This window comes from Mesorhizobium sp. WSM4308, assembly GCF_002294905.1.
GTDB lineage: Bacteria > Pseudomonadota > Alphaproteobacteria > Rhizobiales > Rhizobiaceae > Mesorhizobium.
This window is the reverse complement of the sequence record NZ_NSFW01000003.1, coordinates 206,641-231,390: the sequence shown is the minus strand read 5'-3', so window position 1 is coordinate 231,390 and position 24,750 is coordinate 206,641. Positions and strand designations below refer to the sequence as shown.

General features: G+C 63.2%; 30 protein-coding genes. 18 read left to right on the top strand and 12 right to left on the bottom strand.

Annotated features, from left to right (window positions below):
• The first annotated feature begins 14 nt into the window (after positions 1-14).
• Positions 15-722: a phosphate signaling complex protein PhoU gene (gene phoU, locus CK227_RS06880; protein ID WP_010911897.1), complete on the top strand. Its 708-nt coding sequence runs from the start codon at positions 15-17 to the stop codon at positions 720-722.
• Between the two features lie 19 nt (positions 723-741).
• On the top strand, positions 742-1,431 hold the full coding sequence (gene phoB, locus CK227_RS06875; RefSeq protein ID WP_006328038.1) for a phosphate regulon transcriptional regulator PhoB: 690 nt from the start codon (positions 742-744) through the stop codon (positions 1,429-1,431).
• Positions 1,432-1,519: 88 nt separating this feature from the next.
• Here phoB and CK227_RS06870 read toward each other — a convergent pair whose 3' ends face one another.
• Together CK227_RS06870 and CK227_RS06865 are read right to left on the bottom strand one after the other, a co-directional pair.
• Positions 1,520-1,783, bottom strand: a complete 264-nt coding sequence (locus CK227_RS06870; RefSeq protein ID WP_095772151.1) for a hypothetical protein — start codon at positions 1,781-1,783, stop codon at positions 1,520-1,522.
• Positions 1,784-1,872: 89 nt separating this feature from the next.
• Positions 1,873-3,117, bottom strand: coding sequence for an ROK family protein (locus tag CK227_RS06865; RefSeq protein ID WP_095772152.1), 1,245 nt, complete (start codon positions 3,115-3,117; stop codon positions 1,873-1,875).
• A gap of 273 nt (positions 3,118-3,390) precedes the next feature.
• Here CK227_RS06865 and xylF point away from each other — a divergent pair, with 273 nt between their 5' ends.
• The 4 genes from xylF to CK227_RS06845 all read left to right on the top strand — a co-directional run bounded on the left by xylF (position 3,391) and on the right by CK227_RS06845 (position 8,524).
• On the top strand, positions 3,391-4,431 hold the full coding sequence (xylF, locus tag CK227_RS06860; RefSeq protein WP_019861602.1) for a D-xylose ABC transporter substrate-binding protein: 1,041 nt from the start codon (positions 3,391-3,393) through the stop codon (positions 4,429-4,431).
• Between the two features lie 144 nt (positions 4,432-4,575).
• Positions 4,576-5,907 (top strand): sugar ABC transporter permease, encoded by a 1,332-nt coding sequence (locus tag CK227_RS06855; protein ID WP_095772153.1) that lies wholly within the window; start codon positions 4,576-4,578, stop codon positions 5,905-5,907.
• Positions 5,908-5,920: 13 nt separating this feature from the next.
• On the top strand, positions 5,921-6,733 hold the full coding sequence (locus CK227_RS06850) for an ATP-binding cassette domain-containing protein (RefSeq protein WP_095772154.1): 813 nt from the start codon (positions 5,921-5,923) through the stop codon (positions 6,731-6,733).
• Positions 6,734-6,883: 150 nt separating this feature from the next.
• Positions 6,884-8,524 (top strand): CHASE domain-containing protein, encoded by a 1,641-nt coding sequence (locus tag CK227_RS06845; protein ID WP_095772155.1) that lies wholly within the window; start codon positions 6,884-6,886, stop codon positions 8,522-8,524.
• A 98-nt stretch (positions 8,525-8,622) separates the two neighbouring features.
• Here the strand turns inward: CK227_RS06845 and CK227_RS06840 are convergent, their stop codons facing one another.
• The 5 genes from CK227_RS06840 to CK227_RS06820 all read right to left on the bottom strand — a co-directional run bounded on the left by CK227_RS06840 (position 8,623) and on the right by CK227_RS06820 (position 11,083).
• Positions 8,623-8,868, bottom strand: a complete 246-nt coding sequence (locus CK227_RS06840) for a YMGG-like glycine zipper-containing protein (RefSeq protein WP_095772156.1) — start codon at positions 8,866-8,868, stop codon at positions 8,623-8,625.
• Positions 8,869-8,950: 82 nt separating this feature from the next.
• Positions 8,951-9,277, bottom strand: a complete 327-nt coding sequence (locus CK227_RS06835) for a hypothetical protein (protein WP_069090308.1) — start codon at positions 9,275-9,277, stop codon at positions 8,951-8,953.
• A gap of 131 nt (positions 9,278-9,408) precedes the next feature.
• A complete protein-coding gene (locus CK227_RS36650; RefSeq protein WP_179295874.1) occupies positions 9,409-9,582 on the bottom strand; it encodes a hypothetical protein in 174 nt (57 codons plus the stop codon).
• A 112-nt stretch (positions 9,583-9,694) separates the two neighbouring features.
• Entirely contained in the window at positions 9,695-10,729 is a 1,035-nt protein-coding gene (locus CK227_RS06825; protein WP_095772157.1) for a sensor histidine kinase, read from the bottom strand.
• A gap of 189 nt (positions 10,730-10,918) precedes the next feature.
• Complete coding sequence (locus CK227_RS06820; protein WP_010911886.1) at positions 10,919-11,083, bottom strand: DUF1328 domain-containing protein; 165 nt, start codon at positions 11,081-11,083, stop codon at positions 10,919-10,921.
• A gap of 41 nt (positions 11,084-11,124) precedes the next feature.
• Here CK227_RS06820 and CK227_RS36110 point away from each other — a divergent pair, with 41 nt between their 5' ends.
• Positions 11,125-11,406 carry a hypothetical protein gene (locus CK227_RS36110; protein ID WP_143750487.1) on the top strand — a complete coding sequence of 94 codons (282 nt, stop codon included), beginning with the start codon at positions 11,125-11,127 and terminating at the stop codon, positions 11,404-11,406.
• Here CK227_RS36110 and CK227_RS06815 read toward each other — a convergent pair.
• Positions 11,385-12,179, bottom strand: a complete 795-nt coding sequence (locus CK227_RS06815; RefSeq protein WP_064990804.1) for a response regulator — start codon at positions 12,177-12,179, stop codon at positions 11,385-11,387. The genes CK227_RS36110 and CK227_RS06815 overlap by 22 nt on opposite strands.
• Before the next feature lie 219 nt (positions 12,180-12,398).
• Here CK227_RS06815 and CK227_RS06810 point away from each other — a divergent pair, with 219 nt between their 5' ends.
• A complete protein-coding gene (locus CK227_RS06810; protein WP_010911884.1) occupies positions 12,399-12,602 on the top strand; it encodes a NepR family anti-sigma factor in 204 nt (67 codons plus the stop codon).
• A gap of 3 nt (positions 12,603-12,605) precedes the next feature.
• Positions 12,606-13,157 carry an RNA polymerase sigma factor gene (locus CK227_RS06805; protein ID WP_095772158.1) on the top strand — a complete coding sequence of 184 codons (552 nt, stop codon included), beginning with the start codon at positions 12,606-12,608 and terminating at the stop codon, positions 13,155-13,157.
• Between the two features lie 32 nt (positions 13,158-13,189).
• Here the strand turns inward: CK227_RS06805 and CK227_RS06800 are convergent, their stop codons facing one another.
• Positions 13,190-13,570: a response regulator gene (locus CK227_RS06800; protein ID WP_245318090.1), complete on the bottom strand. Its 381-nt coding sequence runs from the start codon at positions 13,568-13,570 to the stop codon at positions 13,190-13,192.
• Between the two features lie 148 nt (positions 13,571-13,718).
• Here CK227_RS06800 and CK227_RS06795 point away from each other — a divergent pair, with 148 nt between their 5' ends.
• The 3 genes from CK227_RS06795 (at position 13,719) to CK227_RS06785 (ending at position 15,397) form a co-directional block, all read left to right on the top strand.
• On the top strand, positions 13,719-14,480 hold the full coding sequence (locus CK227_RS06795) for a Crp/Fnr family transcriptional regulator (protein ID WP_095772159.1): 762 nt from the start codon (positions 13,719-13,721) through the stop codon (positions 14,478-14,480).
• A 123-nt stretch (positions 14,481-14,603) separates the two neighbouring features.
• Entirely contained in the window at positions 14,604-14,930 is a 327-nt protein-coding gene (locus CK227_RS06790) for a DUF883 family protein (protein ID WP_069090305.1), read from the top strand.
• Between the two features lie 8 nt (positions 14,931-14,938).
• Entirely contained in the window at positions 14,939-15,397 is a 459-nt protein-coding gene (locus CK227_RS06785; RefSeq protein ID WP_095772160.1) for a hypothetical protein, read from the top strand.
• 32 nt (positions 15,398-15,429) lie between these two features.
• Here the strand turns inward: CK227_RS06785 and CK227_RS06780 are convergent, their stop codons facing one another.
• Entirely contained in the window at positions 15,430-16,962 is a 1,533-nt protein-coding gene (locus CK227_RS06780; RefSeq protein ID WP_095772161.1) for an HWE histidine kinase domain-containing protein, read from the bottom strand.
• A 154-nt stretch (positions 16,963-17,116) separates the two neighbouring features.
• Between CK227_RS06780 and CK227_RS36645 the strand changes: the two genes are divergently transcribed.
• Positions 17,117-17,290: a hypothetical protein gene (locus CK227_RS36645; RefSeq protein WP_095772162.1), complete on the top strand. Its 174-nt coding sequence runs from the start codon at positions 17,117-17,119 to the stop codon at positions 17,288-17,290.
• Positions 17,291-17,319: 29 nt separating this feature from the next.
• Here the strand turns inward: CK227_RS36645 and CK227_RS06770 are convergent, their stop codons facing one another.
• The gene (locus CK227_RS06770; protein ID WP_095772163.1) at positions 17,320-18,240 is read right to left on the bottom strand and encodes a diacylglycerol kinase family protein; all 921 of its coding nucleotides are present in this window, start codon (positions 18,238-18,240) and stop codon (positions 17,320-17,322) included.
• Between the two features lie 281 nt (positions 18,241-18,521).
• Between CK227_RS06770 and CK227_RS06765 the strand changes: the two genes are divergently transcribed.
• Complete coding sequence (locus CK227_RS06765; protein WP_095772164.1) at positions 18,522-19,841, top strand: PRC-barrel domain-containing protein; 1,320 nt, start codon at positions 18,522-18,524, stop codon at positions 19,839-19,841.
• Between the two features lie 44 nt (positions 19,842-19,885).
• Here CK227_RS06765 and CK227_RS06760 read toward each other — a convergent pair whose 3' ends face one another.
• Positions 19,886-21,454, bottom strand: a complete 1,569-nt coding sequence (locus CK227_RS06760; protein ID WP_095772165.1) for an alkaline phosphatase family protein — start codon at positions 21,452-21,454, stop codon at positions 19,886-19,888.
• A 226-nt stretch (positions 21,455-21,680) separates the two neighbouring features.
• Here CK227_RS06760 and CK227_RS06755 point away from each other — a divergent pair, with 226 nt between their 5' ends.
• The 4 genes from CK227_RS06755 to CK227_RS06740 all read left to right on the top strand — a co-directional run bounded on the left by CK227_RS06755 (position 21,681) and on the right by CK227_RS06740 (position 24,742).
• Positions 21,681-22,613, top strand: a complete 933-nt coding sequence (locus tag CK227_RS06755) for a VOC family protein (RefSeq protein WP_095772352.1) — start codon at positions 21,681-21,683, stop codon at positions 22,611-22,613.
• A 3-nt stretch (positions 22,614-22,616) separates the two neighbouring features.
• Positions 22,617-23,237, top strand: coding sequence for an alpha/beta hydrolase (locus CK227_RS06750; RefSeq protein WP_095772166.1), 621 nt, complete (start codon positions 22,617-22,619; stop codon positions 23,235-23,237).
• A 2-nt stretch (positions 23,238-23,239) separates the two neighbouring features.
• Positions 23,240-23,539, top strand: a complete 300-nt coding sequence (locus CK227_RS06745; RefSeq protein ID WP_095772167.1) for a GNAT family N-acetyltransferase — start codon at positions 23,240-23,242, stop codon at positions 23,537-23,539.
• A gap of 144 nt (positions 23,540-23,683) precedes the next feature.
• Positions 23,684-24,742, top strand: coding sequence for a dipeptidase (locus CK227_RS06740; RefSeq protein WP_095772168.1), 1,059 nt, complete (start codon positions 23,684-23,686; stop codon positions 24,740-24,742).
• The last annotated feature ends 8 nt before the right edge of the window (positions 24,743-24,750 follow it).

The following is a 24,750-nucleotide window of genomic DNA, read 5'->3' as shown; positions in this document are numbered from 1 at the left end:
CGAGGACCAGGATCATGGCCGAACACACAGTCGCAGCCTTCGACGAGGATCTCGGACAGATCAGCAGGCTGATCAGCGACATGGGCGATCTCGCCGGCTCGATGGTCGGCGGCGCCACCAAGGCGCTGCTGAACTCCGACAATGCGCTCGCCCAGCGCGTCGTCTCCGACGACGCCATCATGGATGCGCGCCAGCGCGAACTCGACGACCGCGCCATCACGCTGATCGCCAAGCGCCAGCCGATGGCCGACGATCTGCGCCATGTCGTCGGCTCGATCCGCATGGCCGGCGACCTCGAACGCATTGGCGACCTTGCCAAGAACATCGCCAAGCGCGTCGGTACTGTCGGCCTCAGCGCCACGCCGCGCGACCTGTCGCATTCCATCGACGCCATGGCGCAGCTGGTGCTGATCCAGGTGCAGGGCGTCATCGAGGAGTATGCGGCGCGCGATGCCGCGGCACTGGCGAAGCTGCGCGCCGACGATGAGCGCATCGACGTCAAATACACCTCCGTCTTCCGCGAACTGCTGACCTATATGATGGAAGATCCGCGCAACATCACGGCTTGCACGCATCTGTTGTTCTGCGCCAAGAATCTCGAACGCATCGGCGACCACGTGACCAACATCGCCGAGAATGCGTACTATGTCCTGACCGGCACGCAGCTGCCCGCCAACCGTCCAAAACAGGACGAGACGGCGATGTCGGCGCCGGCGGCCTGAGCGCAGGGGTAACCAACCGATGATCGCACCACGCATCATGGTGGTGGAGGACGAGGAGCCGCTCGGCGTGCTCCTCCGCTACAATCTGGAATCGGAGGGTTACCAGGTCGAGGTGGTGACACGCGGCGACGAAGCCGAAATCCGCCTGCAGGAGAACGTGCCCGACCTGCTCGTGCTCGACTGGATGGTGCCGGCGGTATCCGGCATCGAACTCTGCCGGCGATTGCGGATGCGGCCCGAGACCGAGCGGCTGCCGATCATCATGCTGACCGCGCGGGGCGAGGAAAGCGACCGTGTACGCGGGCTTTCCACCGGCGCCGACGACTATCTGGTCAAGCCGTTCTCGACGCCGGAATTCATGGCCCGCATCAAGGCGCTGCTGCGCCGCGCCAAGCCGGAAGTGCTGTCCAGCGTGCTCAAGGTCGGCGATATCGTGCTCGACCGTGAATCGCACCGGGTCTACCGCAAGAAGAGCGAGATCCGGCTCGGGCCGACCGAATTCCGCCTGCTCGAATTCATGATGCGCCATCCTGGCCGCGTGTTCTCGCGCAGCCAGCTGCTCGACAATGTCTGGGGCGAGACGATCTACATCGACGAGCGTACCGTGGACGTGCATGTCGGCCGGTTGCGCAAGGCGGTCAACAATGGTCGCATGCCGGATGTCATCCGTACCATTCGTGGGGCGGGCTACGCGATCCGGGAAGACTAGAGCTTGCCTCATCCCGATAAAATCGGGATGAGGCTCCAAGATCGAAACTCCAATCAGCAGGTAGTCGCCAATGCCGTGAAGAGGGTGATCAGCGGACTTCGACTTCTCCCAACAGATGTTGCCGCCTCATCTCCTCTTCGACCCATACAGCAACGCGCTGGAGCTTTGAATGTTTGATGTCTCGAATGATCAGCTGCGTAGTGGCCGCGTCGACCTCGCCGATAATAATTTCGCCCCAGCCGTTGGTTCGCAGGAAGCGGTAGACGTCCTCGCCGAAGTTGCGAACACGATGGACGAGGCCGTAAAACTCGGCCTGATCTATGTTGAAGTTGATCACCAACGAACGGGACATCAGCAGATCATACAGGCAGACACATTGCCAATTGATGTCGCAACGGGCCGAACGCGGTCGTTCAGAATGATCGAGTTTCGTCCTGACCGTCAGGCAACGTTCTTTCCGGCACCCGTTCTTGCCTGCACGCCCGGCGCGAAAATCTCCTGGTCGACGAAGGTCAGCGCGCGCATGGCGCAACCTTCGCGGATCAGCGGCAGTTCGTTCGGTTCGGTGTCGAAGGAGATCGATTCCGAGTGCTGGCCACCAGCGGTCTGGGCGATCGCCTCGCGCAATGCCGGCTCGATGAGATCGAAGGCGGCGGCGCTGACGCCGACCATGGCAACGGGCGCCGGATCGATCAGCGCGAACAGGCTGCCGAGGCCGTAACCCAGTGCCTCGCCGGCCTTGCGATAGGCTTCGCGCTCGGGTCCGTCCCGTTCCCGTGCCGTCGCGGCCAGCGCCCGCATCTGCGCGTCGCTGACATCGGCCACCGGCTCGGTGTCCTCGCCGAGCTGCCTGGCATTGCGCCAGATGGCGTAATTGCCGGCATAGGCCTCGACACAGCCGCGCCGCCCGCAGCGGCAGAGCGCGCCGCCGGGCCGATGGATCATGTGGCCGAACTCGCCGCCCGAGGAATGGGTGCCGGTGAACAGCTCGCCCTTCAGCACCAGCCCCATGCCGATGCCGTGCGAAAGCAGGATGGCGATGAAGTCGTCGCGGTAGCGCTCGGGATCGCGCCTGCGCAGCGCCACCGCCATCATGTTGCAGTCGTTTTCCATGGTGGCGGGGATGCCGAACTCGGCTTCGAGTATGTCGGCGAAGGCGATGTCGGTCTGCGGCGTGATCGGCGACCACAGCATCGCCCGGGCCTCGGTATCGGTGATGCCCTGGATCGCCAGCGCGATGCGGGCGACGCTGCGCACGTCAATGTCGGGATCTTCGAGGCGCCGCCTTACGATGGCCACGCATTCGCCGATCAGCGCCTCGCGCGACATGGTCAGCGTGTCCAGCCGGCGCTGTTCTTCAGATATCACCTGGCCGGCATAGTCGATGACTGCGACCGACAGGAAATTCAGCGACAGCACCACGGTCATCACAGCCGCGGCCTCCGGAGTGAGGCCGAGGCCGACCTGCGGCCTGCCGCGTTTCAGCGCGCCGGCCTCGCTCGGCTTGCCCTCGGCCAGGATGCCTTCGCCGATCAGGTCTGAGGAAATCGCCGATATGGTCGAATGGCTGAGGCCGGTGGTCGCGGCGATCTCGGTGCGTGAGGGCCGGCCAGCCTGGCGCACGGCCGCGATCACCATCGCGCGGTTGCGCCGGCGCAGATCGTCGTGGCGGATTCCGACCGACATGTTTTTTCACATCCTCCCGGTCGCCGCGGTCCTTCCGGCCTCCCTCGAACGCTGCCGGCGACACGGTCAAATACTGGCAGAAGCGGCCGGTGCTGTCATTTATTTATTGCGAAGCTCGAAAAAAATTCAGAGGGACATCAAAATCCATCAGAATCGTTGTTGACAGCGTTCCGGTGTTGGATCAGTGTTTTTTCGGGGCTCGAAAAAATAGGGCCTCTGTGCCGGCCTTAGGGCCAGTTTGGTCGCGCCATACGCGGCGCAGGGAGGAATATCATGAAGAGATTCACGGCCGCCATCCTGGCGGGTGTCGCCATGTCGCTGACGCTTGCGTCGGTCGCGCAGGCGAAAGACAAGGTCATCGGCGTTTCGTGGTCCAACTTCCAGGAAGAGCGCTGGAAGACCGACGAGGCCGCCATGAAGAAGGCGATCGAGGCCGCCGGCGACAAGTACATTTCCGCCGACGCGCAGTCCAATCCCGGCAAGCAGCTTACCGATGTCGAGAGCCTGATCTCGCAGGGCGCCAATTCGCTGATCATCCTGGCCCAGGATGCCTCGGCCATCGGCCCGGCCGTGCAGAAGGCGCTGGACGAAGGCATTCCGGTCGTCGGCTATGACCGCCTGATCGAGAACAAGGACGTCTTCTACCTGACCTTCGACAACAAGGAAGTCGGTCGTTTGCAGGCCAGCGCGGTGTTCAAGGCCAAGCCGGAAGGCAACTATGTCTTCATCAAGGGCTCGGGCGCCGATCCGAATGCCGACTTCCTGTTCGCAGGCTCGATGGAAGTGCTCAAGGCCGCCATCGACAGCGGCAAGATCAAGAATGTCGGCGAGGCCTATACCGACGGCTGGCTGCCTGCCAACGCCCAGAAGAACATGGAGCAGTTCCTGACCGCCAACGACAACAAGGTCGACGCGGTCGTCGCGGCCAATGACGGCACCGCCGGCGGCGTCGTTGCGGCGCTGACGGCGCAGGGGCTTGCCGGCACCGTGCCGGTCTCGGGGCAGGACGGCGACCATGCCGCGCTGAACCGTATCGCGCTCGGCACCCAGACCGTGTCGGTGTGGAAGGACGCGCGCGAACTCGGCAAGAACGCCGCCGAGATCGCCTCGCAGCTGGCCGACGGCAAGAAGATGACCGATATCGCCGGTGTGAAGGACTTCACGACGCCTGGCGGCAACACCGTCAAGTCGCTGTTCCTGACCCCGGTCGCCATCACCAAGGACAATCTCAACGTCGTCATCGATGCCGGCTGGATCAAGAAGGACGAAGTCTGCGCGGGCGTTGCCGCCGGCAGCGTCGCCGCCTGCAACTAAACGGCGCAATACCGTTCGATATCGACGCCGCGGCCCAAAAGCCGCGGCGTTTCTCGAGGGGCTTCCCGCTTCAAATGACCGCGGAAAGCAAATAGCATCCATGTTCGGTACCCGCGTCAGACGGTAAACCGGTGGGAGGACAGCATGACCGACACGACCTCTAATCAACCGGTCGGCAGCACGGCAGCGGACAGGGCGCGTGCATCCGAACTCAGCGCCGTCGGACGGTTCCTCAAGGCTACCGAGCTCGATACGCGCATGCTCGGCATGATCGGCGCGCTGCTGGTCATCTGGGTCGGCATCCACATATTGTCGGGCGGGCTTTTCCTGACGCCGCGCAATGTGTGGAACCTGTCGGTGCAGACCTCGTCGGTCGCGATCATGGCGACAGGCATGGTGCTGGTTATCGTCATGCGCAACATCGACCTCTCGGTCGGATCCGTCGAAGGTGTGATCGGCATGATCATGGGCGTGGCGCAGGCCGAATTCCTGATCCGCGTCGTCGGTTTCCAGCTTGGAAACCCCTGGCTCTGGATCATCGCGCTGGCGGCCGGCGTGGCGCTTGGTCTCCTGATCGGCGCGTTCCAGGGCTTCATCATCGCCTATATGGAGGTCCCGGCCTTCATCGTGACGCTGGGCGGCCTGCTGGTCTGGCGCGGCATGGCGTGGCTGATCACCAGCGGGCGCACGGTCGCGCCGCTCGACACGACCTTCCAGCTGATGGGCGGCGGACCACGCGGCTCGATCGGCGCCACCGCCAGCTGGATCGTCGGTGTCGTCGCCTGTGTGGCGGTCGCCTTCATGCTGCTCAACGGCAGGTCGCAGCGCAAGCGGTTCCACTTTCCGCTGCGCCCCGTTTGGGCCGAGACCTTGCTTGGCGTGGTTGCCTGCGCCGCTATCCTTGGCGCCGTCTGGATCGCCAATTCCTATCCATGGCCGATCGGCATCGTGCGCCAGTACGCCCAGCAGAACGGCATTACCGTTCCCGAAGGCGGGCTGTACATCGCGCATGGCATTGCCATACCGGTGCTGATGGCGGTGGCCGTGGGCATCATCATGACCTTCATCACCAAGCGCACGCGTTTCGGCCGTTATGTTTTCGCCATTGGCGGCAATCCGGAGGCGGCCGAACTTGCCGGCATCAACACCCGCTGGGTGACCATGAAGGTGTTCATGATCATGGGCGTGCTGGCCGCGGTCAGCGCGGCGATCTCGTCGGCCCGGCTCAACGCGTCGACCAATGCGCTGGGCACGCTGGACGAGCTTCTGGTCATTGCCGCCGCCGTCATCGGCGGCACGTCGCTCGCCGGCGGCTCCGGCACGGTGATGGGCGCCATGCTGGGCGCGCTTCTGATGCAGTCATTGCAGTCGGGCATGGTGCTGCTCGGCATCGACTCACCGCTGCAGAGCATCGTCGTCGGCGCCGTGCTGGTCATCGCGGTGTGGCTCGACACCGTCTATCGCAAGCGGGTTTAGGGGAGAAACGATCATGGCCGACAAAATCGCTCCCACAACTGCCCCCATTGGCACGCCGCTGATCGACATGCGCAACATCTCGATCGCCTTTGGCGGCATCCGCGCCGTCGACGATGCCTCGATCGATCTTTTCCCCGGCGAGGTCGTGGCGCTGCTCGGCCATAACGGTGCCGGCAAATCGACGCTGATCAAGATCCTGTCGGGCGCTTACAAGCGCGATGCCGGCCAGATCTTCGTCAATGGCGAGGAGGCTTCGATCTCCAACCCGCGAGACGCCAAGAAATACGGCATCGAGACCATCTACCAGACGCTCGCCTTGGCCGACAATGTCGACGCCGCCGCCAATCTGTTCCTCGGCCGCGAGCTGATGACCGGCTGGGGCACGCTCGACGACGTTGCCATGGAGGCCGAGGCGCGCAAGGTGATGGGCCGGCTCAATCCGCGCTTCCAGCGCTTCAAGGAGCCGGTGATCAAGCTGTCGGGCGGCCAGCGCCAGTCGGTGGCGATCGCGCGCGCGATCTTGTTCAACGCCCGCATCCTGATCATGGACGAGCCGACGGCAGCCCTTGGTCCGCAGGAGACGGCGCAGGTCGGCGAACTGGTCAGGCAGCTCAAATCCGATGGTATCGGCATCTTCCTGATCAGCCACGACATCCACGATGTCTTCGAGCTGGCCGACCGGGTCTGCGTGATGAAGAACGGCCAGGTCGTCGGCACCGCTCGTACCACCGATGTCACCCAGGACGAGGTGCTGGGCATGATCATCCTGGGCAAATGTCCTCCGGGCGCCATCCCCGGGCCGGGTGCGCTGAAGATCGCCGCCTGAGGCCTGCCGACGGCCCGAAATGGGCTGATCGGCATGGCCGGTTGCCGCTCACGTGATATGCCAGTGATCGCGATGGCTTGGCCTTGCCATTGTGTTGGCCTGATGACTTGCCCATAAAGGTCCGGTATTGCTCATGGACCGCATCATCCGTTGAAGAAACTCTTTCCAATCGTTGCGTTCATCGCCGTAGCGCTGATCAGCATGACCATGGCGGGGTTCGCCTATTTCGCGACACAGGAAGCCTCCCGCATCAAGTTCGAGGCGGCGGCCGACGACGCCCTCAACCGGATCGAGAGCCGTATCGACCTGCATTTGTCGCTGCTGCGGTCGACACAGGCCCTGTTCGACGCCCGCAATGGGGATATTTCTCAGAGCGAGTTCAAGGCGTTTTTCAACGCGCTGGACATCGACAACAATTTCGCCGGCCTGCGTGGCATCGGATTCCTCAGGCTGGTCAAGACAGGTGACGAGGCGGCGGTCGAACGCGACATCCTGCACGATTTTGGCGCCAGCCATCCGGTCTATCCGGACACGACGCAGCCCTGGCGCGCGCCCATCATGCTCTTCGAGCCGCTGGATCCGTCCAACCAGAGCGGCATCGGCTACGACATGTTCAGCGAAGCGGTGCGGCGCGCGGCGATCGAAAAGGCGATGGCCGACGACCGCCAGCACGCGAGCGGGCTGGTGCAACTGGGCCAGGGCACAGGCGCGAAACAGACCTTCCCCGGCTTCCTGGTTTTCGTGCGGCTCAACGTCGAAACCGCGCCGGAGGTCATCAACGCATCGCGATCCTCGACCGCGGGCTTTCTCTATGCGGCTTTCCGGGCCAGCGACCTGTTCCAGATCGCGCTCAGCCGCGCGCCGCTGCTGCCGGTCAACACCGAGATCTATGACGGCGCGGTGAACGGCGACAATCTCTTGTTCCGGTCGGAGACGCCGCCGGCCTCCGCCTTTGGCGACCGGCTGCTGGTCACCCGCAAGATCACGGTAGCCGGCCGCCCGTGGACTGTACTGTTCCGGCCGACCAGCGCCTTCTCGCAGCCTTCGTCGCGCGCCATCCCGATGATGCTGGGGCTGTTCGGCCTGCTCGCGGCGGGCGCCATCGCGCTGGTGGCGCGCTTTCAGGAGCGCGCCTATGAGGCGGCCTCGCGCCTGCACGAGACGACCGAAAAGAGCCTGCTCGAAAAGGATCTGATGCTGCAGGAGATGAAGCATCGCATCAAGAATTCGATCACCCGGGTGCTGGCGATCGCGCGGCAGACGGCGTCGCGGGCGACCGACGTCAACGAGTTTTCGGCGTCTTTTTCGGCCAGGCTGCAGGCGATGGCAGCCTCCCAGGACATGCTGACGCGCTCGCGCTGGCAGAAGGCCGATCTCGCAGACCTCCTGCGCATCGAGCTTGGCCAGGTGTTCGGCAAGGACCTGCCCGAGGGGTTGTTGTCGGGACCGGAGGTGCTGCTCGACGAGACCACGACGCAGGCGCTTGGCCTGACCTTCCATGAGCTGGCGACCAATGCGCTGAAATATGGCGAAGCCGGCAATTCCGCCAATTCGCTCAGGAGCGACTGGGCGCTCAAGGTCGAGTGGTCGGTGGAAGGGCGCGGGCGGGAGCGGACACTGGTGCTGAACTGGCGGGAGGCCGGGAAGAAAAAAGTCGAGGCGCCGGCCGAGACCGGATTCGGCACCAAGCTGATCGACCTCAACGTCACGCGCGAATTGCGCGGCACGATCAGGCGCGATTTTCAGGCCGACGGTCTGAAGGTGGAAATCAAAATTCCGCTGACAGGCTGAGACGAATATTCAGGGCGATGGCAAACGGCACGCCCATACGTGGAAAATCCGAAGGCCGGCGGACCGGCCTCCGGATCGAAGTTTCGACTGTCGCCGAATCAGTTGCAGCGCGCCGTGTAAATCCGGCCGCGATGATCGCGATACTGGCAATAGCCGTTGCGCAGGTTGCGCACCAGCAGGCCGGAACCGGCACCGACAGCCGCACCGATCAGCGCGCCCTTGCCGCCACCGACCAGACCGCCGACGCCGGCGCCAATCAAGCCGCCGCCAACCACGTCCTGCTCGGTGGTGGTGCAGCCGCTGAGAGCGGCCACCGCAACCATGGCAATAATCATCTTCCGCATTGAGTCACTCCTCACTTGTGTCCACACTTTGGTAAGCTCCAGCAGTCATTTAGCATGAAATGACGGCCTTTGCCGCGCGAATTTATTCTTGGCTAAGATAGTCTTTTTCTGGGCGCATCGCATTCGATGCCATGACAAGGCTGGAAATAGCAAGAGAGGCGTCGAGGCTCCCGTCGGGACGCACCTTCCAGACGACCTGGTCGTAGTCATCCTCAAGTGCTGGATCGACAGCGAGACATCTGGCGACGATGTGCTGCGCCTGCCCCTGCACGTCGCCCATGGCAAACGGTCGTTCGGCAGTGCATTCGTCGGCGGTTTCGAAAATGCTCACCGGCACCTGAAGCTCACGACAATCGGTCATCGAGTTGCTGCAGCCGATGACAAGCAACAATGCAGCGATGTGTTCCATGGCGACATGTCCTCTCGCCACAACAACGGCCCATATCGGCCAAAAGTTCCTGAGCGGGCGGCGTGACATGCGAATAGTGCCCGGCGCTGCAAACGGTTAACAGCGCGCACTGTTGCCAGCAGGGGATTCGGTCAGGTCAGCTGGAACATAGCGATGAGGAGAATTGTCGAGGCTGCCGCCAGGACGATGCCCCACAGCAATGTGTGATGCGGCGTAAGCGGCTCCGCGGACGCTTCGGGATCCTGGAATTCGCCCATCGAAACACGGGCAGCCTGTTCCAGTCTGTTCATGTCGGTGACCGTCAAGCATTCCTCCCATACCGTGCCGCAACCCAGCGGATTGCAGCGGCATCTGGGTAAAACAGCATCCGCCCTTATGGTGAACAGCCGGTTAAGGATCGTTGATTGCGCCGGCCGTTCAGTGCGTCTCGAAATTGCTGTGTGGGACGACAAGACGGTATTCAAGGCGGCCGTCCGCGATGTCGAGCCTTGCGGTTCCGCTCAGGGATGCCGGCACCACCCGCTCCAGCGCGATGCTGCCGAATCGCTTTTGACTCCCCCGGCCGCCATTGGTTCCGATGGCTTCGGCCCATGTCAGCGAGAGTGTAACCTCGCCAGGGGTGATGATGTCGAGATTGGCGGTCACTTCGACGAATCCATCCGGCCGGGAGAGAGCGCCGTAGCTGACCGAGTTTACGGCAAGCTCATGCATCGCCAGGCCGATATGCAGCGCGGCATTGGGATTGAGATAGGGGTTGGCACCCCGGAGGCGAAGGCTGTGCGATGTGTTCGTCCCATAGCGCCCGACCTGGCTCGTCACCAGTTCATGAAGGGCCGCGCCTCGCCAGTTGGAGGATGTCACCAGATCCTGGGAGGAGGAGAGCGACTGCAGCCGGCCGCGAAAGCGCGTGAGGAAGTCGCCGATGCCGTCGGAATAGCGACCGGTCTGCGTCGCGATGCTCTGGATAATCGCCAGCAGGTTCTTCGAGCGATGGCTGACCTCGCGCAGCAGCGTCGTCAGCGTCTGTTCACGCCGCTTCTGCTCGGTCGTCTCGACCATGGTGGTGACGACACCTTGCACGTCGCCGACGTCGCCCCGGTCGGCATCGACCCAAACCTGAAACCAGCGTACGCCGTTTTCGACCGGGACACTGATCTCAAGGCGCTCCGGGTTGCCGGTGGCGACCACGTCGCGCTTGGCGGTGCTGATGCGGTCGGCCTGCGCCATCGGCAGGATGCCATTGCCGTCGGAGCTGTCCGAAATCCAGGGCGCGCGCATATTGCGAGCCCAGACGGTTTTCATGTCGCGGTCCTGATAGAGGACGGAAATGCCGGCATTGTGTAGCGCGTGGAGAAGCGCCCGGCCAAGCTGCATGCCACTTTCGGCCGGATGCATGGCGATGACTTCGTCGCTCCGTGCGCCTTCCGTCTTATCTTCACTCCTGGAACGCATCGGCCGATCTGTCCACTCAACTCACGCTGAACGGCTCACTATGAAATGGGTTCCCAAATGAAGTTTCCGAGAAACCATCCCCCTAAAAACGGTCCGCCGGACGGTCTCCTTTGAAGGATACCGCCCGGCGGTGGCTGGAAACCGTTTGAGGGGTGCGGCTTCCAGTGTTCGCTCGGAGAAGCGTTCGCCTCACGCCCGTCTGAACAGGCCGGCCAGGAGCGAGATGACCAAGAAGGCGAGAAAGATGAAGAACAATATCTGCGCTATGCCGGCGGATGTACCGGCGATGCCGCCGAAACCAAGCGCGCCGGCGATAATCGCCACAACGAGAAATACGAGCGCCCAGTAAAGCATGGTTCATCTCCTTCCGAATGCTGCATGGAAAACGTGGGTGGGTGCGGTTTGTTCCACCCTTTGCCGAAAAAGGCGATGCTTGCAAACCGTTAGAGCAATTCCAGGAAAAATGTGAGCGCTTTCCCTTGGGAATTGCGCCAAAACAACAACTTAGAGCAGCTCGCCGTTTCCGTGAAACGGGTGAACCGCTCGAGGCAAAGCGCCGCGAAATTCGCGACGGATGGGTCCGGTTTGCCAAAAAAGGCCGCCCGACGTATCGCATCGGGCGGCCTTTGGGTTTGGCTTCCCGGCTGGAAGCGACCTATGCGGCGGCCTTCGCCTGACGGTCGAAGAACAGCGCCTGGCTGATCAGTGCCTTGACCATGTCGGGATTGAACGGCTTGGTCACCAGGAAGGCCGGTTCGGGGCGCTCGCCGGTCAGGAGGCGTTCGGGAAAGGCAGTGATGAAGATCACCGGCACAGAGGTTGACGACAGGATCTCGTTGACCGCCTCGATGCCCGAACTGCCGTCGGCGAGCTGGATGTCGGCCAGCACCATTTTCGGCCGCGTCTTGCCGAACATCGTCACCGCTTCGGCGTGCGTGCGCGCGGTTCCGACAACACGATGACCGAGGCTCTCGACCATCTCCTCTATGTCCATGGCGATCAGCGGTTCGTCCTCGATGATGAGCACATCGGTCGCCACCTGGCGGGAAATCTCGTTGCTTGCCTGGGCAAGCAACTCGGAGAATTGCTGGTCGCCGACGTCAAGGATCTCGGCTGCCTCGTCCTCGCTGAAACCCTCAACGGCAACCAGCAGGAAGGCCTGGCGCGGAAGGGGCGCGATGGCGTTGAGATTGGCGGCGGCGCGCTGTTCCCACGCTGATTGGGCCTGCTCCTGCGGCACGCGGATGGCGACGGACGTGAAAAGTTTTGCGAAGACCTTGTAAAGAGCAATACGGTCGCTCGATGCTTCGGGGAAGATGTCGACATCGGCGATGATGGCCTCAAGCATCGCAGCGACCAGCGCGTCGCCGCTCTCTTGCGATCCCGAGACGGCGCGCGAGAAGCGGCGCAGGAACGGCAGGTGCGGTGCGATGGTGGCGGATAAACTCATGATAAGACGTCTCCCTCAGTATGACGCGATTGCCCGAAATGCAGGCCAAGCTGATCGCAAGCCCCACTAATACAACGCGGGCTTTCTCAAAAAGTTCCGGCCGGTATGGAACGAAAAGCCGGGAACGGCGTTTGGGGTCGGGATGGGCAACCAGACGAGGGTGCCGCTTGTGTTGAGTTTGAGTATGGGGCGGCCTAGTGCTGGGAATATAAGGGCGAAATGAAGGATATGACGAAAGATATTTTGGCTGGCGCCGAGGGCAGGCGCCGGAACGGTGTCGGCGACCCGCTCGGGCCCAACTCCGAAATCGGACGCAAACTCAAACAATATTATGACGAGCTGGTCTCCGACGATGTGCCGGATCGCTTTGCCCAGTTGCTCAGCCAGCTGGAACAAGCCGAACCCGCACAGAAGAAGGACTGAGGCATGGCAGCGGTCTCCCAAGGCTTCAAGACCGATCTGCTTGGGGCAATCCCGAGCTTGCGGGCCTTTGCCGTGTCGCTGACGCAGAATGCGGACAAGGCCGACGACCTCGTTCAGGAAACGCTGGTCAAGGCCTGGGACAAGCATGAGAGCTTCCAGCCCGGCACCAACCTCAAGGCATGGCTTTTCACCATCCTGCGCAATGAATTCTATTCGCAGATGCGCAAACGCGGCCGCGAAGTGCAGGACAGCGACGGCATCATGACGGCCAGGCTCGCGGTGCATCCGGCCCAGCACGGCCAACTCGATCTCAAGGATTTTCGCAGCGCTCTGGAGCAGTTGCCGGAGGACCAGCGCGAGGCCATCATTCTCATTGGCGCATCCGGCTTTTCCTATGAGGAGGCCGCTGAAATCTGCGGTTGCGCGGTCGGAACGATCAAGAGCCGGGTCAGCAGGGCGCGCACGCGCCTGCAGGAGATTCTCAAGATTTCCGGCGAGGACGAATACGGTCCCGATGCGATCTCGGCCCAGGTCACGGGGACTGCGGCGCATTGAGGTGGATCCGGGTCGCGGAACCCGGATCTATCTCACCCTGGAGAGCCGCGCCCATAGGCCAGCGCCACCGCTTCGACGAGATCTTCGCCTGAATAGGGCTTGGTGACCAGCTTCACCCCTGGAAAGGATGCCTTGACCTCGTCCGCATCGGAATAGCCGGTGGCAAACACGAAAGGCACGCCTGTTTCACGCAGGCCGGCGGCGAATTCGAGCGTCGATGTGCCGCCCAGCATCAGATCGACGATGGCCGCGTCGAATTGCGTCGCGACCTTTCGGCCATTGAGCTCGGCCAGGTCGCGGGCAACCACCACCTCGCCGGCGCCGTGGTCGCGGCAGAGCTGCTCGACATCCATGGCGATGAGGAATTCATCCTCCAGGACAAGAATTCGCAATCCGTCAAGCAAGTGGGGCACGGGTAATTCGCTCCTTGAAACGCTGGGGAGTCATGATCGCAATTCGGCGCGCTGTCATTTAAAAAAGACATGCCCTTTCGCGGAACTCCGATTCAGGCAAAACGTTTAGGCACACCTGCTGACCGGCAGGCTTTCGAAGAGGGTCGAAATGCCAGGCCAGAATGGGCGTAACTTATCCAGTCGGCAGTATCCTTGCGAGAATTGTCCTTTGCGGCCATTGCCGGTTTTCCGCGAGTTCGAAAAGCAGGAACTGGCCTTCATCAGCAGCTTCAAGAAGGGCGAACTGGCGGTCGACAAGGGCGCCACGGTCCTCGTGGAAGGAAGCCACAGCGCCCATCTCTACACGGTGCTGTCCGGCTGGGCGTTCCGCTACAAGCTGTTGCCGGACGGTCGCCGACAGATCCTCAACTATCTCATGCCCGGCGATCTCATCGGCCTGCAAGGCAGCGTCATGGGGGAAATGCAGCATTCCGTCGAGGCCCTGTCGCCAATGCTGCTTTGCGTCTTCGAGCGCGACAGCCTGCATGAACTCTACCGCAACCATCCGGGTCTCGCCTACGACATCACCTGGATCGCGTCGCGCGAAGAACGCATGCTGGACGAGAACCTGCTCAGTGTCGGCCGCCGCAGCGCGATCGAGCGCGCCGCCTATCTGATTGCCTTCATCGGCAGCCGTGCCAAGGTCGTGGGGCTGAACGGCAAGCAATCCATCCAGATTCCGATCACCCAACAACATATCGCCGACACGCTTGGCCTTTCGCTGGTTCATACCAACAAGACGATCCGAAAACTGATGGATCGCAAGCTGATCCTCTGGCGCGATGGCGGTTGCGAGGTGGTCGATGCGGAAAGGCTCAAGCAGCTCGCCGGCTGGGAAGGGCTGGGCGAGGGGCGTCGCCCCCTGATCTGAGACGCTTCTGGCCATGGATCGACGATTGGTGCGTATGCGCGTGTTTTCGGCTAGTTTGCCACGATGCCGGAACCATGAGACGCAAGGCGCGTTTGAAATCGAGCAATCACAAGGAGTTAAGCAATGGCAACCGCCGCAGGGAAGACCGCCAACGAGGCGCGGGCGAATTCGGACCTCGAAGCCGACATCAGGCAGTTGAAGGCCGATATCGACAAGCTCACCAAGCAGTTGGCCAAGACTGGCGAACACGGCTATGGCACTGCCCGCCGCGCGGCCACCGAGGGCGTCGAGCAATTGCGCGCGCAGGGCGAAGCCGCCTTCGACAGCCTGCGCGGCAGTGCCAAGGACATCGAGGCGCAGTTGCTGGCAAATGTCCGCGAAAAGCCGGTGACGTCGCTGGCGATCGCCGCCGGTGTCGGCTTCCTTTTCGCGCTGCTCGCACGTCGCTAGCTCCCCAAATGGGACTTCTGGCATCCCTGCTCTCGGGTTTCGCCTCGGGCGAAACCGTGGCCGCCATGCGTCGCGTACGTACGGCGGCCATCGTCTATGCGCTCGCCGCTTTGGCGGCTTTGTGCGGTCTCGGCTTTCTGATCGGGGCAGCCTATATCTGGGCCGCCGCCCGCTATGGATCGTTCGCCGCGGCGCTTGACTTCGGTGTCGGCTTTCTGGTGATCGCCGGTCTCGTTCTCCTGGTCCATCGTTTGACGTCGGGCGCCCGTGCCCGCCGCGAGGCAAGGCGGCGCAGCGCCGACATGAAGGCGATCGGCATCACCGCCGCACTCGCCGTGCTGCCGACCTTGCTCAAGGGAAAAGGCGGCTTCGGGGTCATTCTAGGCCCGGCCTTGGCGCTCGCCGCCTATGCCATCTACCGCGAGAATGTGACGCCCGACGATCCGGATGCCGGCGAGGGGAAATAGCGCCGGCACCCCGGCCTGAGATCAAAGATCCCTCACTTGGACAGATCCTCCAGCGGCATCGATATTTCGGCGAATACACCTTCCGGCCGGAATTCATGGGTCACTTCGCTTGAGATGACCTTGGCCAGGCTGCGGCGGATGAGGATCGAGCCGAAGCCGTGGCGCTCGGGCGGGGCGACTTCAGGGCCGCCGCTTTCGCGCCAGGTCAGCACAAGGCGGCGCTTGCCCTTCCTGCCTTGCGTCTTCCAGTCGAGGGCGACCTTGCCCGATGCAATCGACAGCGATCCATGTTGCAGCGCGTTGCTGGCCAGTTCATGCAGGATAAGCCCGAGCCCGACGGCCTGGTCCGGCGACAGCAAGAGATCGGCGCCGGAGATCGCGATGCGCGGCTGGTCGGCGGTGTCAAACGGCCTGATCTCGATCTGGACGAGTTCGCGGATGCCGATGCCGCGCCACTCGCGGTCGGACAAAAGGTTGTGGGCGATGCCCAGCGCCTGAAGCCGGGCGCCGAAGGCTTCGAGGAATTCGCTTGGCTGGCGGGCATGACGCACGGTCTGCGTCGCCAGCGCCTGGACGGTCGCCAGCGTGTTCTTGACGCGGTGGTTGAGCTCGCGCAGCAGAAGCCGCTGCCGCTCGTCGCCGAGCTTGCGTTCGGAGATGTCGTAGTTGACGCCGAAGATCAGCGTCGGCTTGCCGTCGCCGTCGCGCTCGATGACGCGGCCGCGCGTGGCCACCCAGCGCGGCGGATGAAAGCCTTTCACCCGGTATTCGCCGAAATAGTCATCGCTGCCGGACAGGGCATCGCGAAAGCGGGTTTCGGTCTGGTAGACATCGCGCGGATCGATGGCGGTCAGGATGTCGCGCGCCCGCAGCCGGGTGGAGCGCGGCAGGTTGAACAGTTCCGACAGCCGGACATCGCATTCGATCATGTCGGTGCGGATATCCCATGCCCAGCTGGCGAGCGAAGCGGCATCGAGCGCGATGGCGCGCCGCTTTTCCTCGCGCGCCAGGGCTGCCTCGGCTATGGCGCCGCTGCGGGTGGCGTCCTTCAAGGTGAACAGGCTGGCGGCGAGGCCGGCCAGCGCCTTCAACTGGTCGAGCTTGGCCCGGGAGGGATAGGCATGGGGTTTGCGGTCGAGCACGCACAGCGTGCCGATCCTGGCGCCTGCCACCACCATCGGCGCGCCGGCATAGAAGCGCACATGATGTTTGCCGGTGACCAGCGGGCTGGTTCTGAAACGCGGGTCCGTCGCTGCGTCCGTCACCACCATGGGCTCGTCGCCGGCGGCGATGGTATGGGCGCAGAAAGAGATGCCGGTCGCGCTTTCGGTTTCGTCGAGACCAAAGCACGACTTGAACCATTGCCGCTCGACATCGACGAGCGTGACAAGGGCGGTGGGCGCCCGCATCACGGCCGCGGCAAGGCCGGTGATGCGGTCGAAATCCGGGTCAGCCGCCGTATCGAGCATGTCCAGCCCGTGCAGCACGTCCAGCCGGTCTTCGGCATTGACCGCGAGCGCCACCTCAGCCGGCAGGCTCGCTCGTATTTCTACCTGGTTATCCACCCCAAACCCCAAATGCCCATGCCGGTCTTCGCCGTCCTGCCGACGCACCGGCCCGTGACAAGCTAGCCTCCCGGAACCATCCTAGCGAGGAACCGTTACCCGACCGTGATTTGCCGAGTGCGCCAACGGGCGCAAAACGAAACAAGGACCGGCCATGCCCAAGATCATTCCCGAGGACAAAGCGCGGCAGGGGCGGTGGGGCTGGCACGGCCTGCGCATCCTGATCGCCGCGTTGCTTCTGGCCTTTGCGGCCTGGGGCATCGCCGAAATCTATGGCGAGGTGGCCAAGACACCGGCGACGCAGCAAGGAAGTGCGCCGAGCGGCTAGATTTTCGGCCGTCACGGTTGGAGATTTCATCAGGCGGCCTTTGCCGCGGCAATGCTGGCCGGCACCAGGACATTCAGCGCGCCGGGCTGGATTTCGATCGTCGTCTCAGGCTCGAGCCTGACCAGTTCGCCATCCATGACGGCGCGGAACTTTCTGCTGCCGGAATGGATTTTCAGGACGGCGCGGTCAGCCTGGTGGATCTCGACATGTTCATTGTCGCGCCATTTTCCGCGCGCCACGTTGAATAGGAATTTCATCAGTTCGGCGCGCTGTTGCGCCACCGTGACGTAGATGCCGAGCACGCCGCCCGAAGGATTGTCCGCATAGGGCAGATGGCCTTCACCGAACAGATTGTTGGTGACGCCGATGCCTGAGATGCGCGCCGTCATCTCGGCCTTGCCGATAGCGAGCGTGACGTTCATCGCCGGCGGGTTCTTGATTGTCGCCCATGCCGCCTTGGCCGAAGCGCCGATCTTGCCCAGGCGCGAGCCGAATTCCATTCCCTGACGCAGTTGCACCATCTTCGCATGCATGCCGATCGAGAATTGATGAACGAAGGGACGGCCATTGGCGGTGGCCATGTCGACGGCGATGATCTCACCGTCGGCGAAGGATTTCAGCGCGGCATCGAGCGACTGTGGAATGCCGAGGCCACGCGCGAACAGGTTCATGGTGCCGGCCGGCAAGATGGCGAGCGCCTTTTTCTTGCCCATCAGCCTCGCGGCCGCCGCTGAAATGGTTCCGTCACCGCCACCCGCCAGCACGACATCGACGGTGCCGCGCGAGGCGGCGCTGTCGAGGCTCTCCACGACGTCCTTGCCGGCAACCACGTCGATGCTCAGCGAATGGCCTGCCGTTTCCAGCGTCTGGCGCATCCGGTCGGAGAAGGCGGCGAGGTCGGTGGCGCGCAAGGTGCCGCCATCCCGGTTCAGCACCGCTGCAAATTTCATGCCCCGCTCCGTTATGTCAAAACGGGCCAGGACGAACCCAGCCGCAGGCTGAAACGTGGCGATACCGGAAAGGTTCCGCTGGAAACGGCGCAATTCAGCGCGTGTTCATCAGCGCCCGCGCAACTGCTGCGTGTTTTTCCGGCGCGAAATCCACGCCAGTTTTGTCGGAACAACGGCATGGTCACGACGTTGTGAACCCGTGGAGATGCCGCGCCCGATCTTCCCAGCGACGGTTCAATCGGGCGCGGCGTGCATGAAGTCAGGCACCAGGAGAGACTACCATGATACGCACCCTTTTTACCACGACCGCACTCGCAACGTTGATCGCGACCGGCGCGTTCGCGCAGAGCACGACGACCCCCGCACCTGCCGCACCGTCCGTTCAGGAGCCGGCCGCGGCCGCTCCGGTGGCGCGCGCCGAAGGCAGCATCGTCACCAACATCATTGGAGAATCCGTCTATAACGGCACCAGCGACGACGCCGAGAACATCGGCAAGGTCACCGATGTCGTCTTCGACAAAGACGGCATGGCCAAATCCGTCGTCATCGGCGTCGGCGGCTTTCTGGGCGTCGGGGCGAAGAATGTCGCCTTCGACTATGACAAGCTGCAATGGGCCGAAAAGAACGGCGACCGCTGGCTGGTGGCCCAGACAAGCAAGGACGAACTGAAGGCGCATGCGGAGTTCGACAGCAAGCCCTACGGGCCTGCGCCGGCTCCTGCCACTTCCACCGACGCGGCAGCACCGAAAGCGCCTGCGACGACGGATACCGCACAGGCTCCCGCAGCCGCTCCGGCCGAGCCGGTGAAGCGCGCCGACGGCAACCTAGCCACCAACATCATTGGTGAGACTGTCTACAACGGCACCGGCGACGACGCGCAGAAGATTGGCAGCGTCAACGACATCGTGCTGTCCAAGGAAGGCAAGGCCGAATCGCTGGTGATCGGCGTGGGCGGCTTCCTTGGCCTCGGCGCCAAGAATGTCACCTATGATTTCAACAAGGCCCAGTGGGCGGAGAAGAACGGCGACCGCTGGCTGGTGGCGCAGACCACCAAGGAAGAGCTGCAGGCGCAGCCGGATTTCAACCGCAAGGCCTATGATCCGGCACCGGCAACGACGGCATCGAATGAGCCGGCGCCAACAGCTCCGGCCGCGACCACCGCTCCCGCCGCCGCCCCAGCGGACAAGACGGCCGCAGCACCGGCGGCTACGACCCCTGATGCCACCGCTCCTGACCAGACGCAGACCGCCGCCATCGACAAGTCCAAACTGACCGCGATGCCGGTCGGCGAAATCAAGGCCGACGATCTGAAGGGCACCACGGTCTACGGCGCCAATGACGCCAAGGTCGGCGAGATCGGCGATGTTGTGCTGACGCCCGACAAGAAGACGGATGCGGTGATCGTCAACGTCGGCGGCTTCCTCGGCATCGGCGAGAAAGAGGTGGCGGTCGGCCTGGATAATCTGAAGTTCATGACCGACAAGAACGGCAAGAAGTACCTCTACACGACCTTCACCAAGGAACAGCTCGAGGCGCAGCCTGCCTATGACAAGGGCAGCTATGCCGAGAAGCGCGACCAGCAGCGGTTGATTGTGAAGTAGGCAGTAGGGCAGTAGGCAGTGGGGCAGTAGGCAGTAGGCGCGCCCTATTGCCTACTGCCTATTCCCTTGCTCACATGTCCCACCACGCCATTTTCCGTCAGCTCCGCCAGCGCCAGCGACTGGTCGAGATGTTCGGCGCGCCAGGCGAGAAGCCGCTCGGCGAATTGCAGACGGGTGGACAGATGCGCAGGGCTGGTGGCGAGGTTGGTCAGTTCGCCAGGGTCTGCCTCGACGTTGAAAAGCAAAGGCGGCAAACCGCCGCCAAAATGCACGTATTTGAATTTTTTGGTGCGGATGACCGCCAGGTTGCACTGGCGCGAGGCAATGCCGAAATGCGCTTCGGCGTCGCCGTCCGCGATCGAGCGAAAATCGAACTCCCAATGCGCGGCGTCGCGCCAGGTGGCGGGGCTTCCGCCGCTCAGGAATGGTTTCAGCGAGCATCCGTCGAGATGCGGTTCAGGGGGCTCGCCAAGTAGGTCCATAAGCGTGGGCAAGATGTCTACCGCTTCGGTGAAGCGATCGACCGTGCTGCCGGCCGCCTTGCGATGCCGCGGGTCGCGAATGATCAGCGGGATGTGGTAGCTGCCGTCGAAGTAGCCGCCCTTGCCCAGCATGAAATGGTCACCCATCATCTCGGCATGGTCCGAGGTGAGAACGATGATGGTGTCGTCCCACGCGCCTGAAAGCTTGAGCGCCTGCCATATCAGGCCAAGCTGGGTGTCGACCTCCGAGATCATGCCGTAATAGATCGCCCGGATGCGGCGGAAATCATCCTCGCTCCAGTCGTGCACCTTGCCAGCGGCGCCGGGGCGGAAATTCGCGCGATACCGCCGGCTGAGATCATAGGCGAGATAGGGATGGCCCTGCGCTTCGGCCCGCCAGCTTTCCGCACGGTGGAAGGCCGGGCCGTCGGCCGGATCGTATAGCGTGTTGTAGGGCTCTGGCACGATGAAGGGCGGGTGCGGGCTGATGAAGGACAGATGCGCGAACCAGGGCGTGGCCTGTTCCTGCTCGCCGAGCCAGCGGATGAACTCACCGGCAAGGAAAGCCGCCGGCGTATGGTCCTTCGAATAGATTGGCGGCGCCTCGGTCACGCTGTCATCGTCTTCCTCGCCGGCAGGACGGTGGATGTCGGGAGAACCGGCGCTGGCATCGATGCCCTGCTGCTTCAGCCAGGAGAGCCACTGCTTTTGATGCTCCGGCAGCAGCTGGCGCACCGTGAATCCGGGCAGCACGCCTTCATAGGTTTTCAGCCTCGGATCACCTGAAGCCAGCAGGCGCGGGTCGAGCGACACGTCGGTGTAGCCGAACAGCGTTGGATCGTAGCCGATGCCGCGCGCGTGCTGCGCGATGTTGCCATGACGGGCGTCGAGCGGTGAGCCGTTGCGGCAGACGCGGTTGTTCATCTGGTAGAGGCCGGTGTAGAGGCAGGCACGCGCCGGCGAGCAAGGGGCCGCGCCGCCATAGTGCTGCTTGAACAGCACGCCCTCGGCGGCCAGCGCGTCGGCATTCGGCGTCTTCACCACGGGATGGCCGGCGGCCGACACGCAGTCACCGCGCCATTGGTCGCAAGTGATCAGGAGAACGTTCGGGCGCCTGGCTTTTCCTGTCACTCGCGATACCTTTCGCTGCATGGTCGAATGCCATTCATGGAACCGATTTCCGCCAAGGGCGCAAGACCGCCCGTGTTAGTCGATTGGTGAACAAAATTCTTTCCATCGTTCACTTTTACAGCACAGTCCATTCTGTGTTTGGTGCCTTTGCCGCAAGCGGCCGCGTCCTCATATTGGCGTGGACAGCGGCGAGGGCCGCACAAACAACAAGGGAAGGAGCAAGACAATGCTCGACCAGATCAAGGGTCTCCATCACGTCACCTCGATGGCCAGGGATGCCCGGCAGAACAATGATTTCTTCACCCACAAGCTCGGCCTGCGCCGCGTCAAGAAGACGGTCAATTTCGACGCGCCCGACGTCTACCATCTTTATTATGGCGACGAGGTTGGCACGCCCGGTTCGGTGATGACCTATTTTCCGTTTCCCAACATCGGCAAGGGCCGTCCCGGCGTCGGCGAAGTCGGCACCACGGTCTACTCAGTGCCGGAAGGCACGCTCGCCTATTGGGAAAGGCGCTTCGCCGACGAAGGCGTGAGCGGTGTTTCCCGCGAGGAGAGTTTTGGTGAGAAGCGCCTCAGATTCGCCGGCCCCGATGGCGACGGTTTCGCGCTTGTCGAGGACAAGGCCGATAGCAGAGCGCCGTGGGCCAAAGGCGGCATCGCGACCGACGAGGCGATCCGCGGCTTTCACTCGGTTTCGCTCAGGCTGAAGGATGGCGGCGCCACCGAGGAGCTGTTGAAATTCATGGGCTACGAGGAAGTCGACAAATCGGGCAATGTCAGACGGCTTGCCGTGAAGAACGGCAACGGCGCCGATGTCGTCGATATCGAATCGCTGCCGACCGCGGCCTTCGCCGACCTTGGCGCCGGCTCGGTGCATCACGTCGCCTTCGCCGTCGAGAACCGCGCCAAGCAGCTCGAAGTGCGCAAGGCGTTGATGGATACGGGCTACGGGGTGACGCCGGTGATCGACCGCGACTATTTCTGGGCGATCTACTTCCGCACGCCGGGCGGCGTGCTGTTCGAAGTCGCCACCAACGAGCCGGGTTTCGACAGGGATGAAGACACCGCGCATCTGGGTGAAGCGCTGAAGCTGCCGACGCAGCATCAGCATTTGCGGCCCTATCTCGAACAGCATCTGCAGAAGCTGGAAGGCTGAGCCATGAGCAAGGACACTTACATCCACAAGGTGCTGCCCGGTTCGCCGGGCGGTCCCATGCTTTTCGTCTTCCACGGCACCGGAGGTGACGAGAGCCAGCTTCTGTCGCCGGGGCGCGATCTCGTGCCCCAGGCCACCATCATCTCGCCGCGCGGCGATGTCTCCGAATACGGTGCGGCGCGCTTCTTTCGTCGCACCGGCGAGGGCGTCTACGACATGAGCGACCTTGCGCGGGCAACGGACAAGATGGCGGCCTTCGTGAGGGCGCATGTCGAGGCTGCGAAGCCCACGGCGGTGCTCGGCCTCGGCTATTCCAACGGCGCCAACATACTGGCGTCCGTGGTGTTCGCCGAGCCCGAACTGTTCGACGCCACCGTGCTGATGCATCCGCTGATCCCGTTCGAACCGCGGGTCAAGGGCAGCCTCGCTGGCCGCCACATGCTGCTGACCGCCGGCAAGCGCGATCCGATCTGCCCGCCGAACCTGACGACGCGGCTCGAGGCCTATTTGCGTGCCGACGGTGCCGATGTCACAGTGGAATGGCACGAAGGCGGGCACGAGGTGCGGCCAAATGAAATCGAAGCGGCCCGGCGGCTCTTTGCCGGTGTCGCTCAAGGAGTTTAGACATGCCCGACCAACTGCCTGAAATCGAACTGGAAGACCGCGGCTCCAAAGGGCGCTATGTGCTGCGTGGCCCCGGCGGCGCCGAGGCCGAGATGACCTTCACCAAGATCGGTGAACACCAGATCATCATCGACCACACCGAAGTGCCGGACGCGTTTCGCGGCCAGGGCGCCGGGCTTCGGCTCGTCACCCGCGCCGTCGAGGATGCGCGCGCGGCGGGCAAGAAGATCATCCCGCTGTGCCCGTTCGCCAACGCCCAGTTCCGCCGCCACGCGGAATGGGCCGACGTGCTGAAACAGTAGGGGAGCGCAGCACGTCATCGATAGGCTGCAGCGGGGATAAGGGGCAGTCCCCGCTGCCGGTTGGCTTTGTCATTTGCCGCGACCGGATATCTTGCCTAGATATGATGTCTCGCCGTGCCGACAAACGAACTGAATGATCCCCCGATGACCGAAACCGACCTCGTCCCCGTCTTCGACGGCCACAACGATACGCTGCTCAGGCTGTATCAATCGAAGGACAGGGACGTCGAAAAGCTGTTCGTCGAAGGCAAGTCGGGCGGCCATATCGACCTGCCGCGCGCCAAGGCGGGCGGCTTCGCCGGCGGCATGTTCGCGATCTTTCCGCCGCCGGTCGAGAAAGCCAGGCGCAGCGCCGTACCCTTGGCGCCGAGCGACAGCGAGCCGCTGCCGCCGGAGGTGCCGCGCGCCGATGCGCTCAACTCGACAATCGCGATGGCCTCGATCCTGTTTCGGCTGGAGCGGGCTGGGGCTCTGGCCGTCTGCCGTACAGCCGGCGACATACACAACGCCATGGCCAAGGGCACGATCGCCGCGGTGTTCCATATCGAGGGCGTCGAGGCGATCGATCCCGAACTGACCATGCTCGACGTGTTGCATGCCGCCGGCCTGCGCTCGCTCGGCATCGTCTGGAGCCGGCCGAATGCTTTCGGTCACGGCGTGCCGTTCCGCTTTCCATCCTCGCCGGATACCGGCCCGGGGCTGACCGATGCCGGCAAGGCGCTGGTCAAGGCCTGCAACGAACTGAAGATCATGATCGATCTTTCGCATCTCAACGAGAAAGGTTTTCGCGATGTCGCTGGTCTCAGCGACGCGCCGCTGGTCGCCACCCACTCCAACGTGCATGCGCTCTGCACCCATTCACGCAACCTCACCGACTGGCAGCTCGGCGCCATACGCGAGTCCGGCGGCATGGTCGGGCTGAACTTCGCCACCGGCTTCCTGCGCGAGGACGGCCGCATGAATGCCGACACCAGCCTCGACATAATGGTGCGTCATGTCGATTCCCTGCTGCAGGCGCTGGGTGAGGACGGCGTCGGCCTGGGCTCCGATTTCGACGGCGCCATGATCCCGGCGGTCATCGGCGACGTCGCCGGACTGCCGAAGCTGATCGACGCCTTGGCCGCGCGTGGTTTTGGCCGTGCCCTGATCGAGAAGATCGCTTACCGCAACTGGCTGAGCATGCTCGAAAGAACCATTGGGTAGCGCGCTGG